This is a genomic window from Gaetbulibacter jejuensis (assembly GCF_039524015.1).
Taxonomy (GTDB): Bacteria; Bacteroidota; Bacteroidia; order Flavobacteriales; family Flavobacteriaceae; genus Gaetbulibacter_B; species Gaetbulibacter_B jejuensis.
This window is the reverse complement of the sequence record NZ_BAAAGF010000001.1, coordinates 464,904-480,711: the sequence shown is the minus strand read 5'-3', so window position 1 is coordinate 480,711 and position 15,808 is coordinate 464,904. Positions and strand designations below refer to the sequence as shown.

Sequence of the window (15,808 nt, the reverse complement as noted above, 5' to 3'; positions counted from 1 at the left end):
TATATTGAAAAAACGGACGGTTTTTAAACGGTTTCCGAACCCGAGAAATGTGCTTCCAGCTCTTTTAATGTGGCTTCACTAGTAACTAAGTCTTTCACTACTTCTCCTTTTTCGAGTACAACTATACGTTCGCAAACATCGGTAACATGAAGTAAATCATGACTAGAGATTAAAACCGTAATACCTTGTTTTTCGGCTAGGTTTTTAACTATAGCTTTTAGTCTTATTTGTGTTGTTGGGTCAAGGTTTGCAAAAGGTTCATCTAAGATAATAACTTCTGGATTGCCTATTAAAGCAGCAACAATACCAGCTTTCTTTTGGTTTCCTTTACTAAGGTCTCTTAAGTATTTCTTTTGGTTAAGTATTTCACCATGAAAGAAGTCTTCAAATTGTGCCACCAAAGCATCAACATCGGCTTTGTTTTGACCACGAAGTTCGCCAATAAAATAAAAGTATTCTTCTGGTGTTAGGTAGCCTATTAAAAAACTTTCATCAATAAATGCCGAAGTAAAAGGCTTCCAGTCTTCGCTTTCATTTACTTTTATATTATTGTTTTTTATGTAGCCTGTAGTAGGTTGAATTAAATCTAATAGCAAACTGAAATATGTGGTTTTACCTGCACCATTATTACCAACCAAACCAAAACTTTGACCTTTTGGAATATTTAAATCAGCAATGTTTAAAACAGATTTGCTACCGTAAGATTTTGAAAGATTAGAAGTTACAATCATAGTTTTTAGTTTTTAAGAATCTTGACTAAATGCGTCAATCATTTTATATTTTGAAGCCAAATATTTATCGACTATTAATTTCATTAATTTTTGATGGAAAACAATTCCCACAACACCTATAAGTGCTAATATTAAACAGGCTATTTCAAAGTTGGTCAACCAGTAAGAAATTCCAAAAATGACTAATGGCAATAGCATAAGCGGAAGCCCAATTAACCACTGAACAGCTCCTGTTCCTTGATAATTAAACGCAGCACGTTGATTGAGGTCTATCTTCTTTCTGTTAAACGAACCTCCTAATAAAATCACGTGTGTGTTTACACCAATGTTATATATTGCTGCAGCTACATGTGCTAACAGAATATTCCACCCAAAATACACATAAGGAATACTCAATACAAGCATAACAACCACACTAAAAGCCATTAAATTAAACTTAGATTTAAGGTATTGTTTGTATTGAATATTTTGACTCATTAACATTTTGTAATAGCCACTATCCCAAGCAGGAACGAATTGTCCAAAATTGATTAAGAAAATTCCCGTTACAAAAATGCCTACAAAACCAAAAATCCAAGGCATTTCGCTATAGGTTGGATTTGGATAGAAAAACAACCCATACAACAATCCAATAATTAAAATAAATACCGAAGAACGCGGACGCTTATTTCTCCAAATTAAACGTAAATCTAACTGCATAAAAGGTGCTGAGTCACCAAACTTTCTGGTCCACTCCAAATTAGAAGAATTTACTTCTTTAACATTTGATTTTAATGAGCTATCTAAAAACAGTTTTTTTCTTAGCATTTTAAAGTTTACAACATACAATGCTATCAAAATCAATATCGGAACTAGCAATAAAACAGGATTGTTGTAAACACCATTTACTGCTTGCGCTACTAAATCGGTAAACGAAATAATGTTGAAATAGTTTAAAGCAAATAATCCTCCTGAAATTGCAATTACCGGAAGAAAAGACAATTCGGTTTCAGCTGAAAAACTTTCTAAAATAAAATTTAGAAAATTAATAATTAGCGTTATACAAAGTATGGTTAGCACCCACACTATAACTGAAACTGTTGGGTAGTCGTTTATTAACAGCATTATCCCAAAAGGAATAATGGCAAACATTGGTAAAAAGTTGAAAAAAGAAAAAGCAGATTTCCCCAACACATAGTTTACCACCTTACTGCGTTTAACAGGCAATGTCAATAAAGGTTTAACACTCATTACTGGTAGTTTCTGAAAAAAGAACCTCATGAGTACATCAACAATAATCCAATAAAAAATATAACTATTAACTATAAATAATGGGTCTTGATCTGGAAATTGGTCTTTTAAAATCGGATAAATTGCTACTCCTAATATCAAAAACATTACTACAAAGTACAAGGCAAAAAACACAAGTAAAATATTTAACGCCATACTTTTTTGCCAATACGATGACCTAAAGTATTGTTTCCACTCAAGATTTAAAAAGTGTTTTAATTTCATTTTTTAAAGATTGGTTTAAACTGTTAGTAATATTAAAACACTTTTTGTTACAATCAAAACTTAATTCCTAACAGCTTTTCTTACTTTTGTAAAAAATAGAATATGGCGCAATTTCATAAACTCACAATAAAAGATATACAAAGAGAAACTGATAAATCTGTAACTATTAGTTTTCATATTCCTGAAACATTAAAAAGCGAATTCTCGTTTACGGCAGGACAGTACATTACGTTGAGAACTACCTTAAATGGTAACGAAGTACGTCGTGATTACTCCTTGTGTTCGTCGCCTAAAAGTGGTGAGATAAAAGTTGCCGTAAAAGAGGTAAAAGACGGTACATTTTCTGCCTACGCAAATAATGTTTTAAAAGCAGGAGATACTATAGATGTTGCACCACCAAAAGGACATTTTACATTTGTTCCTAATGATAAAAAAACCAAAAACATTGCTGCGTTTGCTGCTGGAAGTGGTATTACTCCTATATTAAGTATTATAAAATGTGCACTAGAAGAAGAAGTTCATAGTGAAGTGATTTTGGTTTACGGAAACAAAACCACACAAGAAACCATGTTTCTAAAAGAACTTTTAGAACTACAGCATAAATACAGCGAGCGTTTTTCTATCCAATTTGTGTTTAGTCAAGCTGATGAGGACGATGCTATTTTTGGTAGAATAGAAAAAAGCACAGTGAATTATGTTATGAAAAACAAACATAAAAACATAGATGTTGATGCTGTGTATTTATGTGGTCCAGAAGCTATGATTCACACCGTTAAAGATGTATTAACCGAAAACGGAATAGCAAAAGACCGAATTTTATTTGAACTTTTTAAAGCTGCAAAACCTACCGAAGTTGATAATAGTTCAATTGGTGAAGGACAAACAAAAATCACAGTAATTGTTGATGATGAAGAAGCAACTTTTGAAATGTCTCAAAAACAATCTATTCTTGAAGCAGCTTTAGATGAAGATTTAGACGCACCATATTCTTGCCAAGGCGGAATTTGCAGCAGTTGTTTAGCGCGAATTAAAGAAGGCGAAGCTACCATGCGCCAAAATAATATTTTAACCGATAATGAAGTTGCTGAAGGTTTAATTTTAACGTGTCAAGCGCATCCTACAACACCAACAATTGTTGTGGATTATGATGATATTTAAAAAATTCCTACGAAAGTAGGAATCTCTTAATTTCTAAAAAACTCATAGTTACTTCGAGTGATTTTGAGGTGCAAAAAATTGTGTCGAAAAGTTTTTGATTCCTTGCCTAAGCAGGAATAACTGACTGTATTTTCTCTACAACTGTTTTAACAGGAATACTTCCTGCGGCATTTTTATAGTCTTCTGGGAATTTATTACCGTAAACCGACGTTGGAATTTTTGGGTATTGTGTTCTATCTGCTAATAAGCAAAAATCTTCTGGTTGGTTAAAAGGAGTAAAACCAGCATACGGATGTGTAACACCCCAAATCGTCATGGTTTTTACACCTAGCATAGCAGCAATATGAGCGTTACCAGAATCCATAGAGAGCATAACATCTAAATTTGAAACAACATCCAATTCTTCATCAAGTGTTAATTTTCCTGCTAGATTAATAATGCCTTTTTCTTGAGATTCAAAATAGGTTAGTGTTTGTATTTCTTTTTTTCCGCCACCAAATAATAAAACAGTATACTTTTCAGCAAGTTGCTCTATCACTTCTTGCATTAAATCAAGCGGATACATCTTACTTTCGTGTGCAGCAAAAGGCGCAATACCAATGCGCTTTTTTTGCGCATTCCCAATAGTTTCAATTACTTTTTTACTTAATGGCTTCTTTTCAGGAAAGTTAGGATTTGATAAATCTATCGGAAATCCTAGTGTTTTAAAAACGTCGGCATATCGCTGATGTGTTGTTTTAAGTTGCTTAAATTCCTGCCCTGAAACAAGGGCTTTCTTTTCAGCACGACCTTTATCTATTTGTACGGTTTTTATTCCGAAGAGAAACGTTTTTAAAACACTAGAACGCAACACATTATGCAAGTCGGCAACAGCATCTATTTTTAATGCTTTTAACTCTTTAGACAATTTATAGAGCCCTAAAATGCCTTTGTGTTTATGTTTTACGTCAGCATAAAACACGCTAACATTTTTTAAATCTCTAAAAAAAGGTTTAAAAAAAGCGCGTGTTAATACGGTAAGTTTTACATCAGGATATTGCTGTGTAAACGCACGTAACACATTTACTGTCATAGCAACATCTCCCATTGCTGAAAGACGAATAACGAGTATGTGTTTAGGCGCATCTTGCATTAGATTGCTTTACTAGCAATGCTGTTTATTTACTAGCGCGAAGAACTGGGTTTAGCTCATCGTCGTTATACATTTTCATTTGCTTATACACTTTCATGTACTTGTCTCCGTTTTCAATATCTTTTAAAAGTGTATCAATTGCGGTAGAAAGATCTACACGTTGCTCTAAAAGTACGTCTAACTTCTTTTGGCAAGCTGCTCTGTGCGCATCACTAGCGTCAGTTCTTGTTGCCTCTACATTCATGTGATAAATTTTTAATGCTAAAATTGACAATCTATCAATTCCCCAAGCAGGACTTTCGGTATTTATCGTAGCGTCTGCTTTTGGAGTAACATCTTTATATTTATCTAAAAAGTAGCTGTCAATATATTCAACAGTATCAGTTCTATCTTGGTTTGAGGCATCAATTTTACGTTTTAAAGCTAATGCATCAACAGGATCGATATTTGGATCTCTAATAATGTCTTCATAAGCCCATTGTACAGTATCAATCCAACATTTTCTGTATAATAAATGTGCAATGACATCTTCGTTTTTATCATACTTGTTAGTAAATGGTTGATCTACGGTATTTTTAATTTTGTAAGTGTTTATAGCATCTTGAAAAATGCTGTTGGCTTTATCTGAAAACATATTATGGTATTTTTATGACTGCAAATATAAGCCTATTTAATAACTTTACAGTTGTAAAAACACCAAAGCAGATGCACATCCATAATTTATCACTTCAAAATTCAATACTCAACACATTTATCTCTGAGATGCGAGATGAAAACATTCAAAAAGACCCATTGCGATTTAGAAGAAATATTGAACGAACAGGAGAAATTTTGGGTTACGAATTAAGTAAGTCTCTTAATTTTAAAACACAATCTATCACTACTCCATTGGGCACTTCAGAAACTATGTTGATTAATGATGATATTGTGTTATGCTCTATTTTAAGAGCTGGTGTGCCATTGCATAATGGTTTGTTAAACTATTTTGATAAAGCTGAAAACGCATTTATTTCGGCTTACAGGCATCATAAAGACAACCCTGAAAGTTTTGAAATTATTGTAGAGTATTTAGCATGTCCAGACCTGGAAGGCAAAACACTTATTTTAGCAGATCCTATGCTTGCTACAGGACAATCTATGGTTGCAACTTTTGAAGCTTTGAAACCTTTTGGTACTCCAAAAGATGTGCATTTAGTTAGTGTTATTGGCGCTCAAGAAGGTGTTGATTATGTTTCACAACATTTTAATATTAACACGCATTTGTGGATTGCTACTATTGATAAGAAACTAAACGAAAAAGGTTATATTATTCCTGGATTAGGAGACGCAGGAGATTTAGCTTTTGGAGCAAAACTACAGCACTAGACTTATAAAAGGCGTGATTATTAATATCCAAATTAATACTTCTTTAAACCATTTTTCAGAAGATACTTCAATATAATTTGTGAGTACAATAGACAATGGAGCAAAAAGGAAAATAAACTCTGCTCCTGTTTTAATAGGTGAAATGATAATGATAATAGCTGCAAGAAGTGTAGCTATTAAGATTAAAAAATATGATGGTTTTAAACTTTTTGCCTTGTTTTTAATATTTCGAACGTAGTAAAACAAAGACCAAACAAAATAAGACAGAATAATAGTTGAAGCGATTATAATTTGACCCGAATTTAAATTAGTGAAGTCTAAGCTTATATCGTAATCTATAGAGGTCACATAGTTGGAAATGTCATAACCTGTTGCTATTAGTACACTGGCAACTATTACTGCAACTGTTAGCACTCCTATTAATGGAATAATCCAGTTTTTAATATCGGTAATTCTAAAAAGAAATAATGCTGCAAATATTAACACATAAAACAAACTCGACCAAAAAAAGAGCAACGTTGCTAGACTAATCCAGAACGCAGCATCAAAAAGTTTCTTTTTCATTTCTTTTTGACTTCGTAAGCTAATAATTCTTCTTAGTGCAAGTAAGACAAACAAATTAGCAATCAATATACTAGAGTTTAAAAATGTTTGAGGAACCATTATCATAAACAACGTAAAGAACAAAATCCGATAGCTGTTTTTTTTAGTAAGATTGTTTTTGCTTGTAACAAAATCAAACACAAAAACCGATAACAAAACAACTCCAAAAAGTAGCAATTGCTTTAAAATAGCAACAAAATTTCCTGAAATATTAGCCATAAAAACTTTTGCTAGGGTAAAAGCCAGCAATAGTATGACACTTATAACAGCAAAATGTATTGGTTTTGCTTTGCTAAAAAAACTTGAAATCATTTATAATGTTTGTATATTTGCCTTGTAAATATATTGATAATCCTTTTTAAGCTTATATAAGAGCATTAATTTATACACAATGAAAGATTTTTTTTACGCAATACAAGATTTATTTGTAAATGTATTATTTACTCCACTTGATGGTTTAAGAGCACTTGAATTAGAAAATTGGTGGGCTGTAAATGGTCTTAACTGGATTTTTATGGTAATTTGTTTTGTAGCATTTGTTTACTGGATGGGTCAGCTTAAAAAATTCAACAATAACAACGAAGAAGACAAAAGCGTTACAGCTCACAGATATTTATAAATCGAAACCAATATCTTTTCGATAATACATCTTATCAAAATGTAGTTTTTCTATATTTTGATAAGATTTTTTTATGGCCTCTTGATACGTGTTTCCATAAGAAGTTATTGCCATAACTCTACCTCCTGAGGTTACCACTTTTTCATCTTTTACAGTTGCTCCAGCATGAAAAGGTATTGAATCAGTAATAGCTTCAATTCCTGTGATTTCTTTTCCTTTTTCATAACTTTCAGGATAACCACCAGAAACCAACATTACAGTTGTTGCTGCACGCTCATCTATTTCAATATCTATTGTATGTAATGTCTCGTTTGAAATAGCTTGGAAAATTTCAACTAAATCATTTTTTAATCGTGGTAAAACTACTTCGGTTTCAGGATCTCCCATGCGTACATTGTATTCAATGACTTTAGGATCATCACCAACTTTAATCAAGCCAATAAAAATAAATCCTTTGTATGGCAAATTATCTTTTTGTAATCCTGCAACAGTTGGTTTTACAATACGTTCTTCTATTTTATTCAAAAACTCTGGTGTTGCAAATGGTACTGGAGATACTGCTCCCATTCCTCCTGTATTTAAACCTGTATCACCTTCGCCAATACGCTTGTAATCTTTTGCAGTTGGTAAAATCTTATAGTTTTTACCATCGGTTAGTACAAAGCAACTCAATTCAATACCATCAAGAAACTCTTCGATAACCACTTTTGAACTTGCGTTACCAAATTTTGCATCAACTAACATGTTTTTTAATTCGGCTTTAGCTTCGTTCAAATCATTTAAAATCAAAACACCTTTACCTGCTGCCAATCCATCTGCTTTTAATACATAAGGTGGATTTAAAGTTTCTAAAAACGCATAACCATCCTCAACATTACTTGCATTAAAACTTTGATAAGCAGCAGTAGGAATGTTGTGACGCATCATAAACTCTTTTGCAAATTCCTTACTGCCTTCAAGCTCAGCAGCAGCTTGTTGAGGTCCAATTACAGAAATATGTTTAAGTGCTTCGTCATTTAAAAAAAAGTCATGAACGCCTTGTACCAATGGGTCTTCAGGACCAACAACAACCATGTCAATTTGTTTTTCTAAAACTAAGGTTTTAATAGCAGAAAAATCGGTAACTCCAATGTTTACATTTTGAGCAATTTCAGCAGTTCCTGAGTTACCAGGAGCTACATAAAGTGATTTACATAAAGGACTTTGGGCTATTTTCCAAGCGAATGTGTGTTCTCTTCCTCCAGAACCTAGGATTAAAATTGTCATAGTTTGTGTTGTTTGCCGCAAAAATAATTGCTTTTACGCTCAAAAAATAATTATTTTACAGAAAACATCTAATATGCTTTTCGTTTGAATTTATTTGACCTTTCATTACAACTCAACGGTTTTCCTATTAAAAAGGCAAGAGCTGTTTTAAAAGCTGTTCAACAACAAAATGACAACGAATTTAAGGCTTACATTGAACAAGAAAAACGAAACATTGTTAGCTATCATTTAAAGCATAATCCCTTTTACAAGAATTTATCCAAAACCGCAACTATTGAAGACTGGAATTCAATTCCTGTAATGACTAAAAGTGATTTGCAGCAACCCTTGGAGCAAAGACTCTCAAACGGTTTTAGTAAAAGTAATGTATACATTAATAAAACTTCTGGTTCTTCTGGAGACCCTTTTGTGTTTGCTAAAGATAAATTCTCACATGCGTTAACATGGGCTGTTATTCAAAACCGATTTGGATGGTTTGGTTTAGACTTCAACAAGTCCAAGCAAGCGCGTTTTTATGGTATTCCGTTAGATAAAAAAGGGTATTATAAAGAACGATTTAAAGACTGGTTAGGGCATCGTTATCGGTTTTCGGTTTTTGATTTAAGTGATGGTGCTTTTGAAAACTGCCTTAAAAAATTTAAAACATCCTCCTTTGATTACATTAACGGTTACACGAGTTCAATTGTTCAGTTTGCAAAGTTTTTAGAGCGAAAACAATTGGTTTTAAATACAGTCTGCCCAAGTTTAAAGGCTTGTATTGTAACTTCTGAAATGCTTTTTGAAGATGACAAAACACTTATTGAAACGCAGTTCGGTGTTCCTGTAATTAACGAATATGGCGCTTCTGAATTAGATTTAATTGCTTTTGAAAATAAAAACAACCAATGGCAGGTTAATAGTGAAACCTTGTTTGTTGAAATTTTAGATGAAGAAAACAACATATTACCAAACGGAAATGAAGGTAGAATAGTTATTACCTCATTATACAACAAAGCACATCCTTTTATTCGCTATGATATTGGAGATATTGGCATCCTTTCAAAAGAAAGCACAGCTAAAACACCTATTTTAAAACAACTTATTGGAAGAACCAATGACATTGCGATTTTACCAAGTGGTAAAAAAGCTGCAGGATTAACTTTTTACTACATCACCAAAAGTATTATTGAAGATGATGGCAATGTAAAAGAGTTTATTATTGAGCAATTGCAACCTGATACCTTTAAAGTTATTTACGTAAGTAAAACCATTTTATCGGCTAAAAAAGAAGCGATAATTAAAGTAGAAATGGAGACTTATCTTGAAAAAGGGCTTCATATTATTTTTGAACGACAAGACGTTTTAAACCGCACAAAAAGTGGTAAATTGAAACAGTTTTCGTCATTTGTAAAACATAACACATGAACATTACCATAGTTGCTGGAGCACGTCCAAATTTTATGAAAATAGCACCAATAATTGAGGCTATCAAACAAAAGAAAAACAAAGGTTTTAATATAAACTTTCGTTTAGTGCATACAGGTCAACATTACGATAAAAATTTAAGCGATACGTTTTTTGAAGAATTAAACATCCCTTTTCCTGATGTTAATCTAGAGGTAAAAAGTGGCTCACAGGCTGAACAAACTGCAGGAATAATGATTGGTTTTGAAAAAGAACTAGCACAACACCCTTGTGACCTCGTAATAGTTGTTGGTGATGTTACCTCAACAATGGCTTGTACTATTGTTGCCAAAAAAGCTGGCATTGATGTCGCGCATGTTGAAGCTGGAATTCGATCGGGTGATATGGCAATGCCTGAAGAAATCAATCGTATAGTAACCGATAGTTTAACCGATTATTTTTTCACAACCTCAACAAGAGCTAATGATAATCTTAAAAATTTAGGTGTAAAAAATGAGCAGATTTATTTTGTAGGCAATGTGATGATTGATACGCTTAGAAAAAACGAATCGCGCTTAAAACAACCCAACATTTGGAACGAACTGGGTTTAAAAAACCAACAATATCTTGTAATAACGCTTCATAGACCAAGTAATGTTGATGAAGAGCAACAATTAAAATCAATCATTACCCAAATTGTAACTCTAGGAAAAGACTATCCAATTGTATTTCCTGTTCATCCAAGAACAAAAAAGCTATTGGAAGGTCTCAATTTAAACTTTGAAAACTTGCATTATATAAGTCCTTTAGGGTATTTGGAATTTAATTACTTAGTGAAACATGCTTTGGGAGTATTAACAGATTCTGGAGGAATAACCGAAGAAACTACAGTTATGAATATCCCTTGTATCACGCTTCGCGAAAACACTGAGCGACCTGAAACCTGTGATATTGGAACTAATGTGTTGGTTGGCAATGACCCTGAAAAAATTGAAACTGCGTTTAAAACCTTATTGTCTAACAACTGGAAACAAGGGCAAATTCCTGAACTTTGGGATGGGAATGCAGCACAGCGAATTGCAAATCATATCATTGAAATTTATAATTTATAGTGTCAGATATTCTTATCATAACAAGTTATTTTCCACCTGAGACAGGAGCTGCTTCTAATAGAATTTTTCATTTGGCAAATGGCTTAGAACAGCATCATTTTAATGTTTCGGTAATCACACCTTTACCTAATTATCCTAAAGGAAAAATTTTTGACGCGTATAAAGGTAAATTCAGGCATACTTCAACCGAAAACAATATCAAAATTCATCGTTTATGGATTTATGCAAGCAACTCTAAAAACAAGATTCTACGTTTATTTGCAATGCTATCGTATAGCTTTAGCTTAATCTGGTTTTTTATAAGCAATAAAATCCCAAACAAAGTTATTGTACAGTCTCCTCCTTTACTTGTTGCGTTTACATGTATGTTCTTTTTGCGTCGAAAAAAAAGAAAACTGATATTAAACGTAAGCGATTTATGGCCTATTGCAGGCTTAGAATTAGGAGCTTTTAAAAAGAATTTTAGTTATAGAATTTTGGAACGAATTGAGTATTTCAACTATAAGAAAGCCGATTTAGTTTTAGGCCAAAGCAATGAGATTTTAAAACATGTTATGTCTTTATGTCCTAGTAAAAATGTTTTCCTTTATAGAAATTTTCCTGATTTTAATCCTCCAACAATTGAAGAGGCTGTTTCTAATGAAAAAATAAAAGTGGTTTATGCTGGTTTGCTTGGGATAGCCCAAGGTATTTATAAATTATGTGAACATCTAGACTATAGCAATATTGAGTTTCATATTTATGGTGCAGGGGCTGAAAAGGAAAAGATTGAAGCTTTTATTTCAAAAAACCCTAACCTGCCAATAACCTATCATGGAGAAATATCGAGAGAGTTACTTCATAAAGAGCTTTTAAAATACGATTTAACCATTATTCCTTTACTTAATAGGATTTATGGGTCAGTGCCTTCCAAAATATTTGAATATGCTCGCTTAGGGCTTCCTATGGTTTATTTTGGTGGTGGTGAAGGCGAAACTGTTATAAAAAGCTATAACTTGGGTTGGGCAGCAGAATCTAGTAATTATAAAGATTTAAACTCTGTTCTAAACAAGATTAAAAAAGAAGATTTGACAATCACTTCTAAAACAATAATCCAAAAAACGGCATTACAGCATTTTAATTTTAATAAGCAATTAAATGAATTAATAGTTATAGTTTAATATGCTTTTTCTTCACCTTGAATTGCATTCATAAAGGTTTTGAAAATAATTTTAAGGTCTAAGAAAATAGACCAGTTTTCAATATAGAAAATATCATATTTAACTCGTCCTATTATGTCTTTATCTGTTTCTACTTCTCCTCTAAATCCACTTATTTGTGCTAAACCAGTAATACCTGGTTTAACAAAGTGACGAACCATAAATTTGTCAATCTTTTTCGCATACATGTTTGTGTGACTAACCATGTGAGGTCTTGGTCCAACTACTGACATGTCTCCAAATAACACATTAAAAAATTGCGGTAACTCATCAATACTTGTCTTTCGAATAAAGCGACCTACCTTTGTTACTCTCATATCATTCTTTGTTGCCTGTTGCAAATGAGCATCTTTATTTGGCATCATAGACCTAAACTTATAGCAATCAAATTCTGTATAGTTAAACCCATTTCTTGATTGTTTGAAAAAAACAGGACCTTTAGACTCTAGCTTGATAAGTAATGCTATTATTGGTGTTAACCATGATAAAATAAATATTATAACCAAGCCTGAAAAAACAATATCAAAAATGCGTTTTATAACCATATTTATTGATTCTTCTAGTGGAATATTTCTTAACGAAAGAATTGGTATATAATCATAATATTCATATTTAAGTTTTTTAGCGTAAATCTCTTTATTGTCTGGTAAAAACTTAAGTATTTTAAGGTTATTGTCAGCAAAGTCAATTACTTCTCCTATTTGGTTATTACTTAACTCAGAAATTGAGCAGTAAATCTCATCTACACCTTCTTGAAGAATGAATTCAAAATAGTTTTCAAGATTAACTTCTTTTTTATCTTTAAAAGAAAATGTCTTTTTATGAATGTAACCATACTCAGGGTTTTTATTGAAAAAATTTTCAAGAGCTAAAGTCTTTTTATTAACCCCAAAAATCACTGTTTTTCTATAATTACCACCAAAAGCAGTACGATACTTTTGAAGTAAATAATATATAGTAAATTTAAAAAGTGTTATTAGAAAAAATACCGACAAAGTATATTTGATTACAATAGAAGGTTTAATTCCCAAGTGATTATTATAACCAAAATAAGCAAAGACAATAAGTAAGAAAAGTATTGATTGCCTGATTATCATTGACAGCATTGTAACCTCTCTGGTGTATCTATAAACATCATAAAATTTTGATGAAACTGATAAAGTTACCCAAGCAAGAGAAATTGTTAAAGCAAAATCCTGAGAATCAATGACTCCTTTAAAAAAATATGATGTCGCCAACCCATTGATTATACTTAAATCAATTAAGTAAGAAATTGGTCTTAAATACCCTGAATATCTACCTTGCTTAAACGTACTCAAATTATCGCTTTATATGTTTAGAAAAGTCTTTATGTTCACTTTTATACAGCTCTTCTTCTGTAAGACCTTTAAAATAATTAAATGTTAGTTTCATCCCTTCATTCCTATCTACTTTTGGCTCCCAATTTAGTGTTTTCTTAGCTAAATCTATGTTAGGTTGTCTTTGTAGTGGATCATCTTGAGGCAATGGTTTATAAACTATTTTTTGATTTGTTCCTGTGAGTTTTATTATCTCCTCGGCAAAATCTTTAATTGAAATTTCATTAGGATTACCAATATTTACTGGATACACATAGTCGCTAAACAATAGCTTGTAAATTCCTTCTATTTGGTCGGATACATAACAAAACGAACGTGTTTGAGAGCCATCTCCAAAAACCGTTAAGTCTTCACCTCTTAACGCTTGTCCTATAAATGCAGGTATTACCCTTCCGTCATTTAATCGCATTCGCGGTCCATAGGTATTAAATATCCTCACAATGCGTGTTTCTAAACCGTGAAATCTATGATATGCCATTGTTATAGATTCTTGAAAGCGTTTTGCTTCATCATAAACACCTCTTGGGCCTATTGTGTTAACGTTGCCGTAATAACCTTCAAATTGGGGATGTACCAATGGGTCTCCATAGACTTCAGAAGTTGATGCAATTAATATTCTTGCATTTTTAGCTTTAGCTAATCCAAGAAGGTTATGTGTTCCTAAAGAACCGACTTTTAGAGTTTGTATTGGAATTTTTAAATAATCTATTGGGCTTGCTGGTGATGCAAAATGAAGAATATAATCTAACTCACCTGACACATGTACAAACTTAGAAACATCATGATGATAAAACTCAAAATGTTCTAGAGGAAATAAATGCTCTATATTTTTTAAGTCTCCTGTTATAAGATTATCAATTCCTATAACGTGAAATCCTTCGTTTATAAATTTATCACAGAGATGCGAACCAAGAAAACCTGCAGCTCCTGTTATTAATATTCTTTTCATAAATTATTTAACAGTAACTCTGCCAATTGAGTTATAGTAAAACCCTTCTCCTTTCATTTCATGAATATCATATAGATTTCTACCATCAAAAATAACAGGACTATTCATGTTTTTTTTAAGTTTATTAAAATCTGGTGTTCTAAATATACTCCATTCTGTACAGATAATCAATGCATCTACATCTTTTGTTGCATCATACATGTTATTTGCATAATTTAAAGTGTCTCCAAACTTTCTTTTAATATTAGGCATCGCTTCTGGGTCAAAAACATTAAGCTTTGCTCCTCCAGCAAGAAGTTTTTCCATCACGTAAATAGAAGGTGCTTCTCTAATATCATCGGTTTCTGGTTTAAATGCTAATCCCCAAACAGCAAAAATTTTACCGTTTATATCATTATTATAATATGATTCAATCTTAGGTATTAAGATTGTTTTTTGGGTATTATTAACACTAATAACCGAATTAAGGATATCAAACGTATAATCACTGTCTTTACCTGACTTGTGAAGTGCCTTTACGTCTTTTGGAAAACAAGAGCCACCATAACCTATTCCTGGAAAAAGGAATCGCTTACCAATTCTAGAGTCGGTTCCCATACCACGTCTCACCATATCAACATCTGCTCCAACTTTTTCACAAAAATTGGCAATTTCGTTCATAAAAGTAATTTTAGTAGCCAAGAATGAGTTAGCAGCATATTTAGTAAGCTCAGCAGACTTTTCGTCCATTACTATAATAGGGTTGCCAGATCTTACAAAAGGTTTATAGAGCTTTTGCATTAAAGCTGTTGCTCTTTCTGAGCTTGATCCAATTACAATACGCTCAGGTTTTAAAAAGTCATCAACTGCAAAGCCTTCTCTTAAAAACTCTGGGTTTGATACTACATCAAAGTCAACGTTAGTTTCTTTTGAGATAACCTCAGTCACCTTATCAGCTGTACCAACAGGCACTGTACTTTTATCTACTATAACCTTATACTCTTTTATAAGTTTTCCTATATCTTTTGCTGCACCCAATACATATGAAAGATCTGCAGAACCGTCTTCATCTTCAGGTGTTGGTAATGCTAAAAAGATAATATCTCCATGCTCAATACCTTCTTCTAGTGAAGTTGAAAACTTAAGTCTTTGGGCTTTTATATTTCGTTCAAAAAGCACGTCTAAATGCGGTTCATAGATTGGAACTATACCTTCTTGCATTTGTTTTACTTTTTCTTCGTTTATGTCTATACAAAGAACTTCGTTACCTGTTTCTGCTAAACATGTTCCTGTAACTAAGCCAACGTATCCTGTTCCTATTACTGATATTTTCATTTAATTAATTTACTATTAGCAAAAATAGAAATTATTTAAGTAGAATGTTCTTTTTGCGATTTATATTAATTTTAAGTTTGGATAATACGTTAAGTTAAAAAGAAGCTATTTGTAAAGTAAACAAT

General features: G+C 32.3%; 15 protein-coding genes. 6 read left to right on the top strand and 9 right to left on the bottom strand.

Annotation, left to right across the window (positions count from 1 at the left end; all coding sequences use genetic code 11):
* Window positions 1-23 precede the first annotated feature (23 nt).
* Both ABD011_RS02090 and ABD011_RS02085 read right to left on the bottom strand, forming a co-directional pair.
* Window positions 24-731 carry an ABC transporter ATP-binding protein gene (locus tag ABD011_RS02090; RefSeq protein WP_131506348.1) on the bottom strand — a complete coding sequence of 236 codons (708 nt, stop codon included), beginning with the start codon at window positions 729-731 and terminating at the stop codon, window positions 24-26.
* Between the two features lie 12 nt (window positions 732-743).
* On the bottom strand, window positions 744-2,225 hold the full coding sequence (locus ABD011_RS02085) for a DUF5687 family protein (RefSeq protein ID WP_343795392.1): 1,482 nt from the start codon (window positions 2,223-2,225) through the stop codon (window positions 744-746).
* Between the two features lie 102 nt (window positions 2,226-2,327).
* On the opposite strand from ABD011_RS02085, the gene ABD011_RS02080 reads away from it, so the two are divergent.
* Window positions 2,328-3,383: a 2Fe-2S iron-sulfur cluster-binding protein gene (locus ABD011_RS02080; protein WP_343795390.1), complete on the top strand. Its 1,056-nt coding sequence runs from the start codon at window positions 2,328-2,330 to the stop codon at window positions 3,381-3,383.
* A 106-nt stretch (window positions 3,384-3,489) separates the two neighbouring features.
* Here the strand turns inward: ABD011_RS02080 and ABD011_RS02075 are convergent, their stop codons facing one another.
* Together ABD011_RS02075 and ABD011_RS02070 are read right to left on the bottom strand one after the other, a co-directional pair.
* Entirely contained in the window at window positions 3,490-4,515 is a 1,026-nt protein-coding gene (locus tag ABD011_RS02075; RefSeq protein ID WP_343795388.1) for a glycosyltransferase family 9 protein, read from the bottom strand.
* A 25-nt stretch (window positions 4,516-4,540) separates the two neighbouring features.
* Window positions 4,541-5,149, bottom strand: coding sequence for a DUF4254 domain-containing protein (locus tag ABD011_RS02070; RefSeq protein ID WP_131506351.1), 609 nt, complete (start codon window positions 5,147-5,149; stop codon window positions 4,541-4,543).
* A gap of 71 nt (window positions 5,150-5,220) precedes the next feature.
* Between ABD011_RS02070 and upp the strand changes: the two genes are divergently transcribed.
* Window positions 5,221-5,880, top strand: coding sequence for a uracil phosphoribosyltransferase (gene upp, locus ABD011_RS02065; protein ID WP_129759968.1), 660 nt, complete (start codon window positions 5,221-5,223; stop codon window positions 5,878-5,880).
* Here upp and ABD011_RS02060 read toward each other — a convergent pair.
* Window positions 5,869-6,795 carry a DUF6427 family protein gene (locus tag ABD011_RS02060; protein ID WP_343795385.1) on the bottom strand — a complete coding sequence of 309 codons (927 nt, stop codon included), beginning with the start codon at window positions 6,793-6,795 and terminating at the stop codon, window positions 5,869-5,871. The two genes, upp and ABD011_RS02060, sit on opposite strands and share 12 nt — an antisense overlap.
* 79 nt (window positions 6,796-6,874) lie before the next feature.
* Between ABD011_RS02060 and ABD011_RS02055 the strand changes: the two genes are divergently transcribed.
* On the top strand, window positions 6,875-7,102 hold the full coding sequence (locus ABD011_RS02055) for a DUF6341 family protein (RefSeq protein ID WP_343795383.1): 228 nt from the start codon (window positions 6,875-6,877) through the stop codon (window positions 7,100-7,102).
* Here ABD011_RS02055 and purD read toward each other — a convergent pair.
* The gene (purD, locus tag ABD011_RS02050; protein ID WP_343795381.1) at window positions 7,097-8,368 is read right to left on the bottom strand and encodes a phosphoribosylamine--glycine ligase; all 1,272 of its coding nucleotides are present in this window, start codon (window positions 8,366-8,368) and stop codon (window positions 7,097-7,099) included. The two genes, ABD011_RS02055 and purD, sit on opposite strands and share 6 nt — an antisense overlap.
* 84 nt (window positions 8,369-8,452) lie before the next feature.
* On the opposite strand from purD, the gene ABD011_RS02045 reads away from it, so the two are divergent.
* The 3 genes from ABD011_RS02045 to ABD011_RS02035 are packed head-to-tail and all read left to right on the top strand — an operon-like array spanning window position 8,453 to window position 12,023.
* Complete coding sequence (locus ABD011_RS02045) at window positions 8,453-9,772, top strand: phenylacetate--CoA ligase family protein (RefSeq protein ID WP_343795379.1); 1,320 nt, start codon at window positions 8,453-8,455, stop codon at window positions 9,770-9,772.
* Window positions 9,769-10,863 (top strand): non-hydrolyzing UDP-N-acetylglucosamine 2-epimerase, encoded by a 1,095-nt coding sequence (wecB, locus tag ABD011_RS02040; RefSeq protein ID WP_343795377.1) that lies wholly within the window; start codon window positions 9,769-9,771, stop codon window positions 10,861-10,863. Before ABD011_RS02045 ends, wecB begins: the two co-directional genes overlap by 4 nt.
* Window positions 10,863-12,023, top strand: coding sequence for a glycosyltransferase family 4 protein (locus ABD011_RS02035; protein ID WP_343795375.1), 1,161 nt, complete (start codon window positions 10,863-10,865; stop codon window positions 12,021-12,023). Before wecB ends, ABD011_RS02035 begins: the two co-directional genes overlap by 1 nt.
* On the opposite strand, the gene ABD011_RS02030 is transcribed toward ABD011_RS02035, so the two are convergent.
* The 3 genes from ABD011_RS02030 to ABD011_RS02020 are packed head-to-tail and all read right to left on the bottom strand — an operon-like array spanning window position 12,020 to window position 15,683.
* Window positions 12,020-13,381, bottom strand: a complete 1,362-nt coding sequence (locus tag ABD011_RS02030; protein ID WP_343795373.1) for an undecaprenyl-phosphate glucose phosphotransferase — start codon at window positions 13,379-13,381, stop codon at window positions 12,020-12,022. The genes ABD011_RS02035 and ABD011_RS02030 overlap by 4 nt on opposite strands.
* 1 nt (window position 13,382) lies before the next feature.
* Window positions 13,383-14,369, bottom strand: a complete 987-nt coding sequence (locus tag ABD011_RS02025) for a UDP-glucuronic acid decarboxylase family protein (RefSeq protein ID WP_343795371.1) — start codon at window positions 14,367-14,369, stop codon at window positions 13,383-13,385.
* Between the two features lie 3 nt (window positions 14,370-14,372).
* Window positions 14,373-15,683: a UDP-glucose dehydrogenase family protein gene (locus ABD011_RS02020; protein ID WP_343795369.1), complete on the bottom strand. Its 1,311-nt coding sequence runs from the start codon at window positions 15,681-15,683 to the stop codon at window positions 14,373-14,375.
* Window positions 15,684-15,808: the final 125 nt, after the last annotated feature.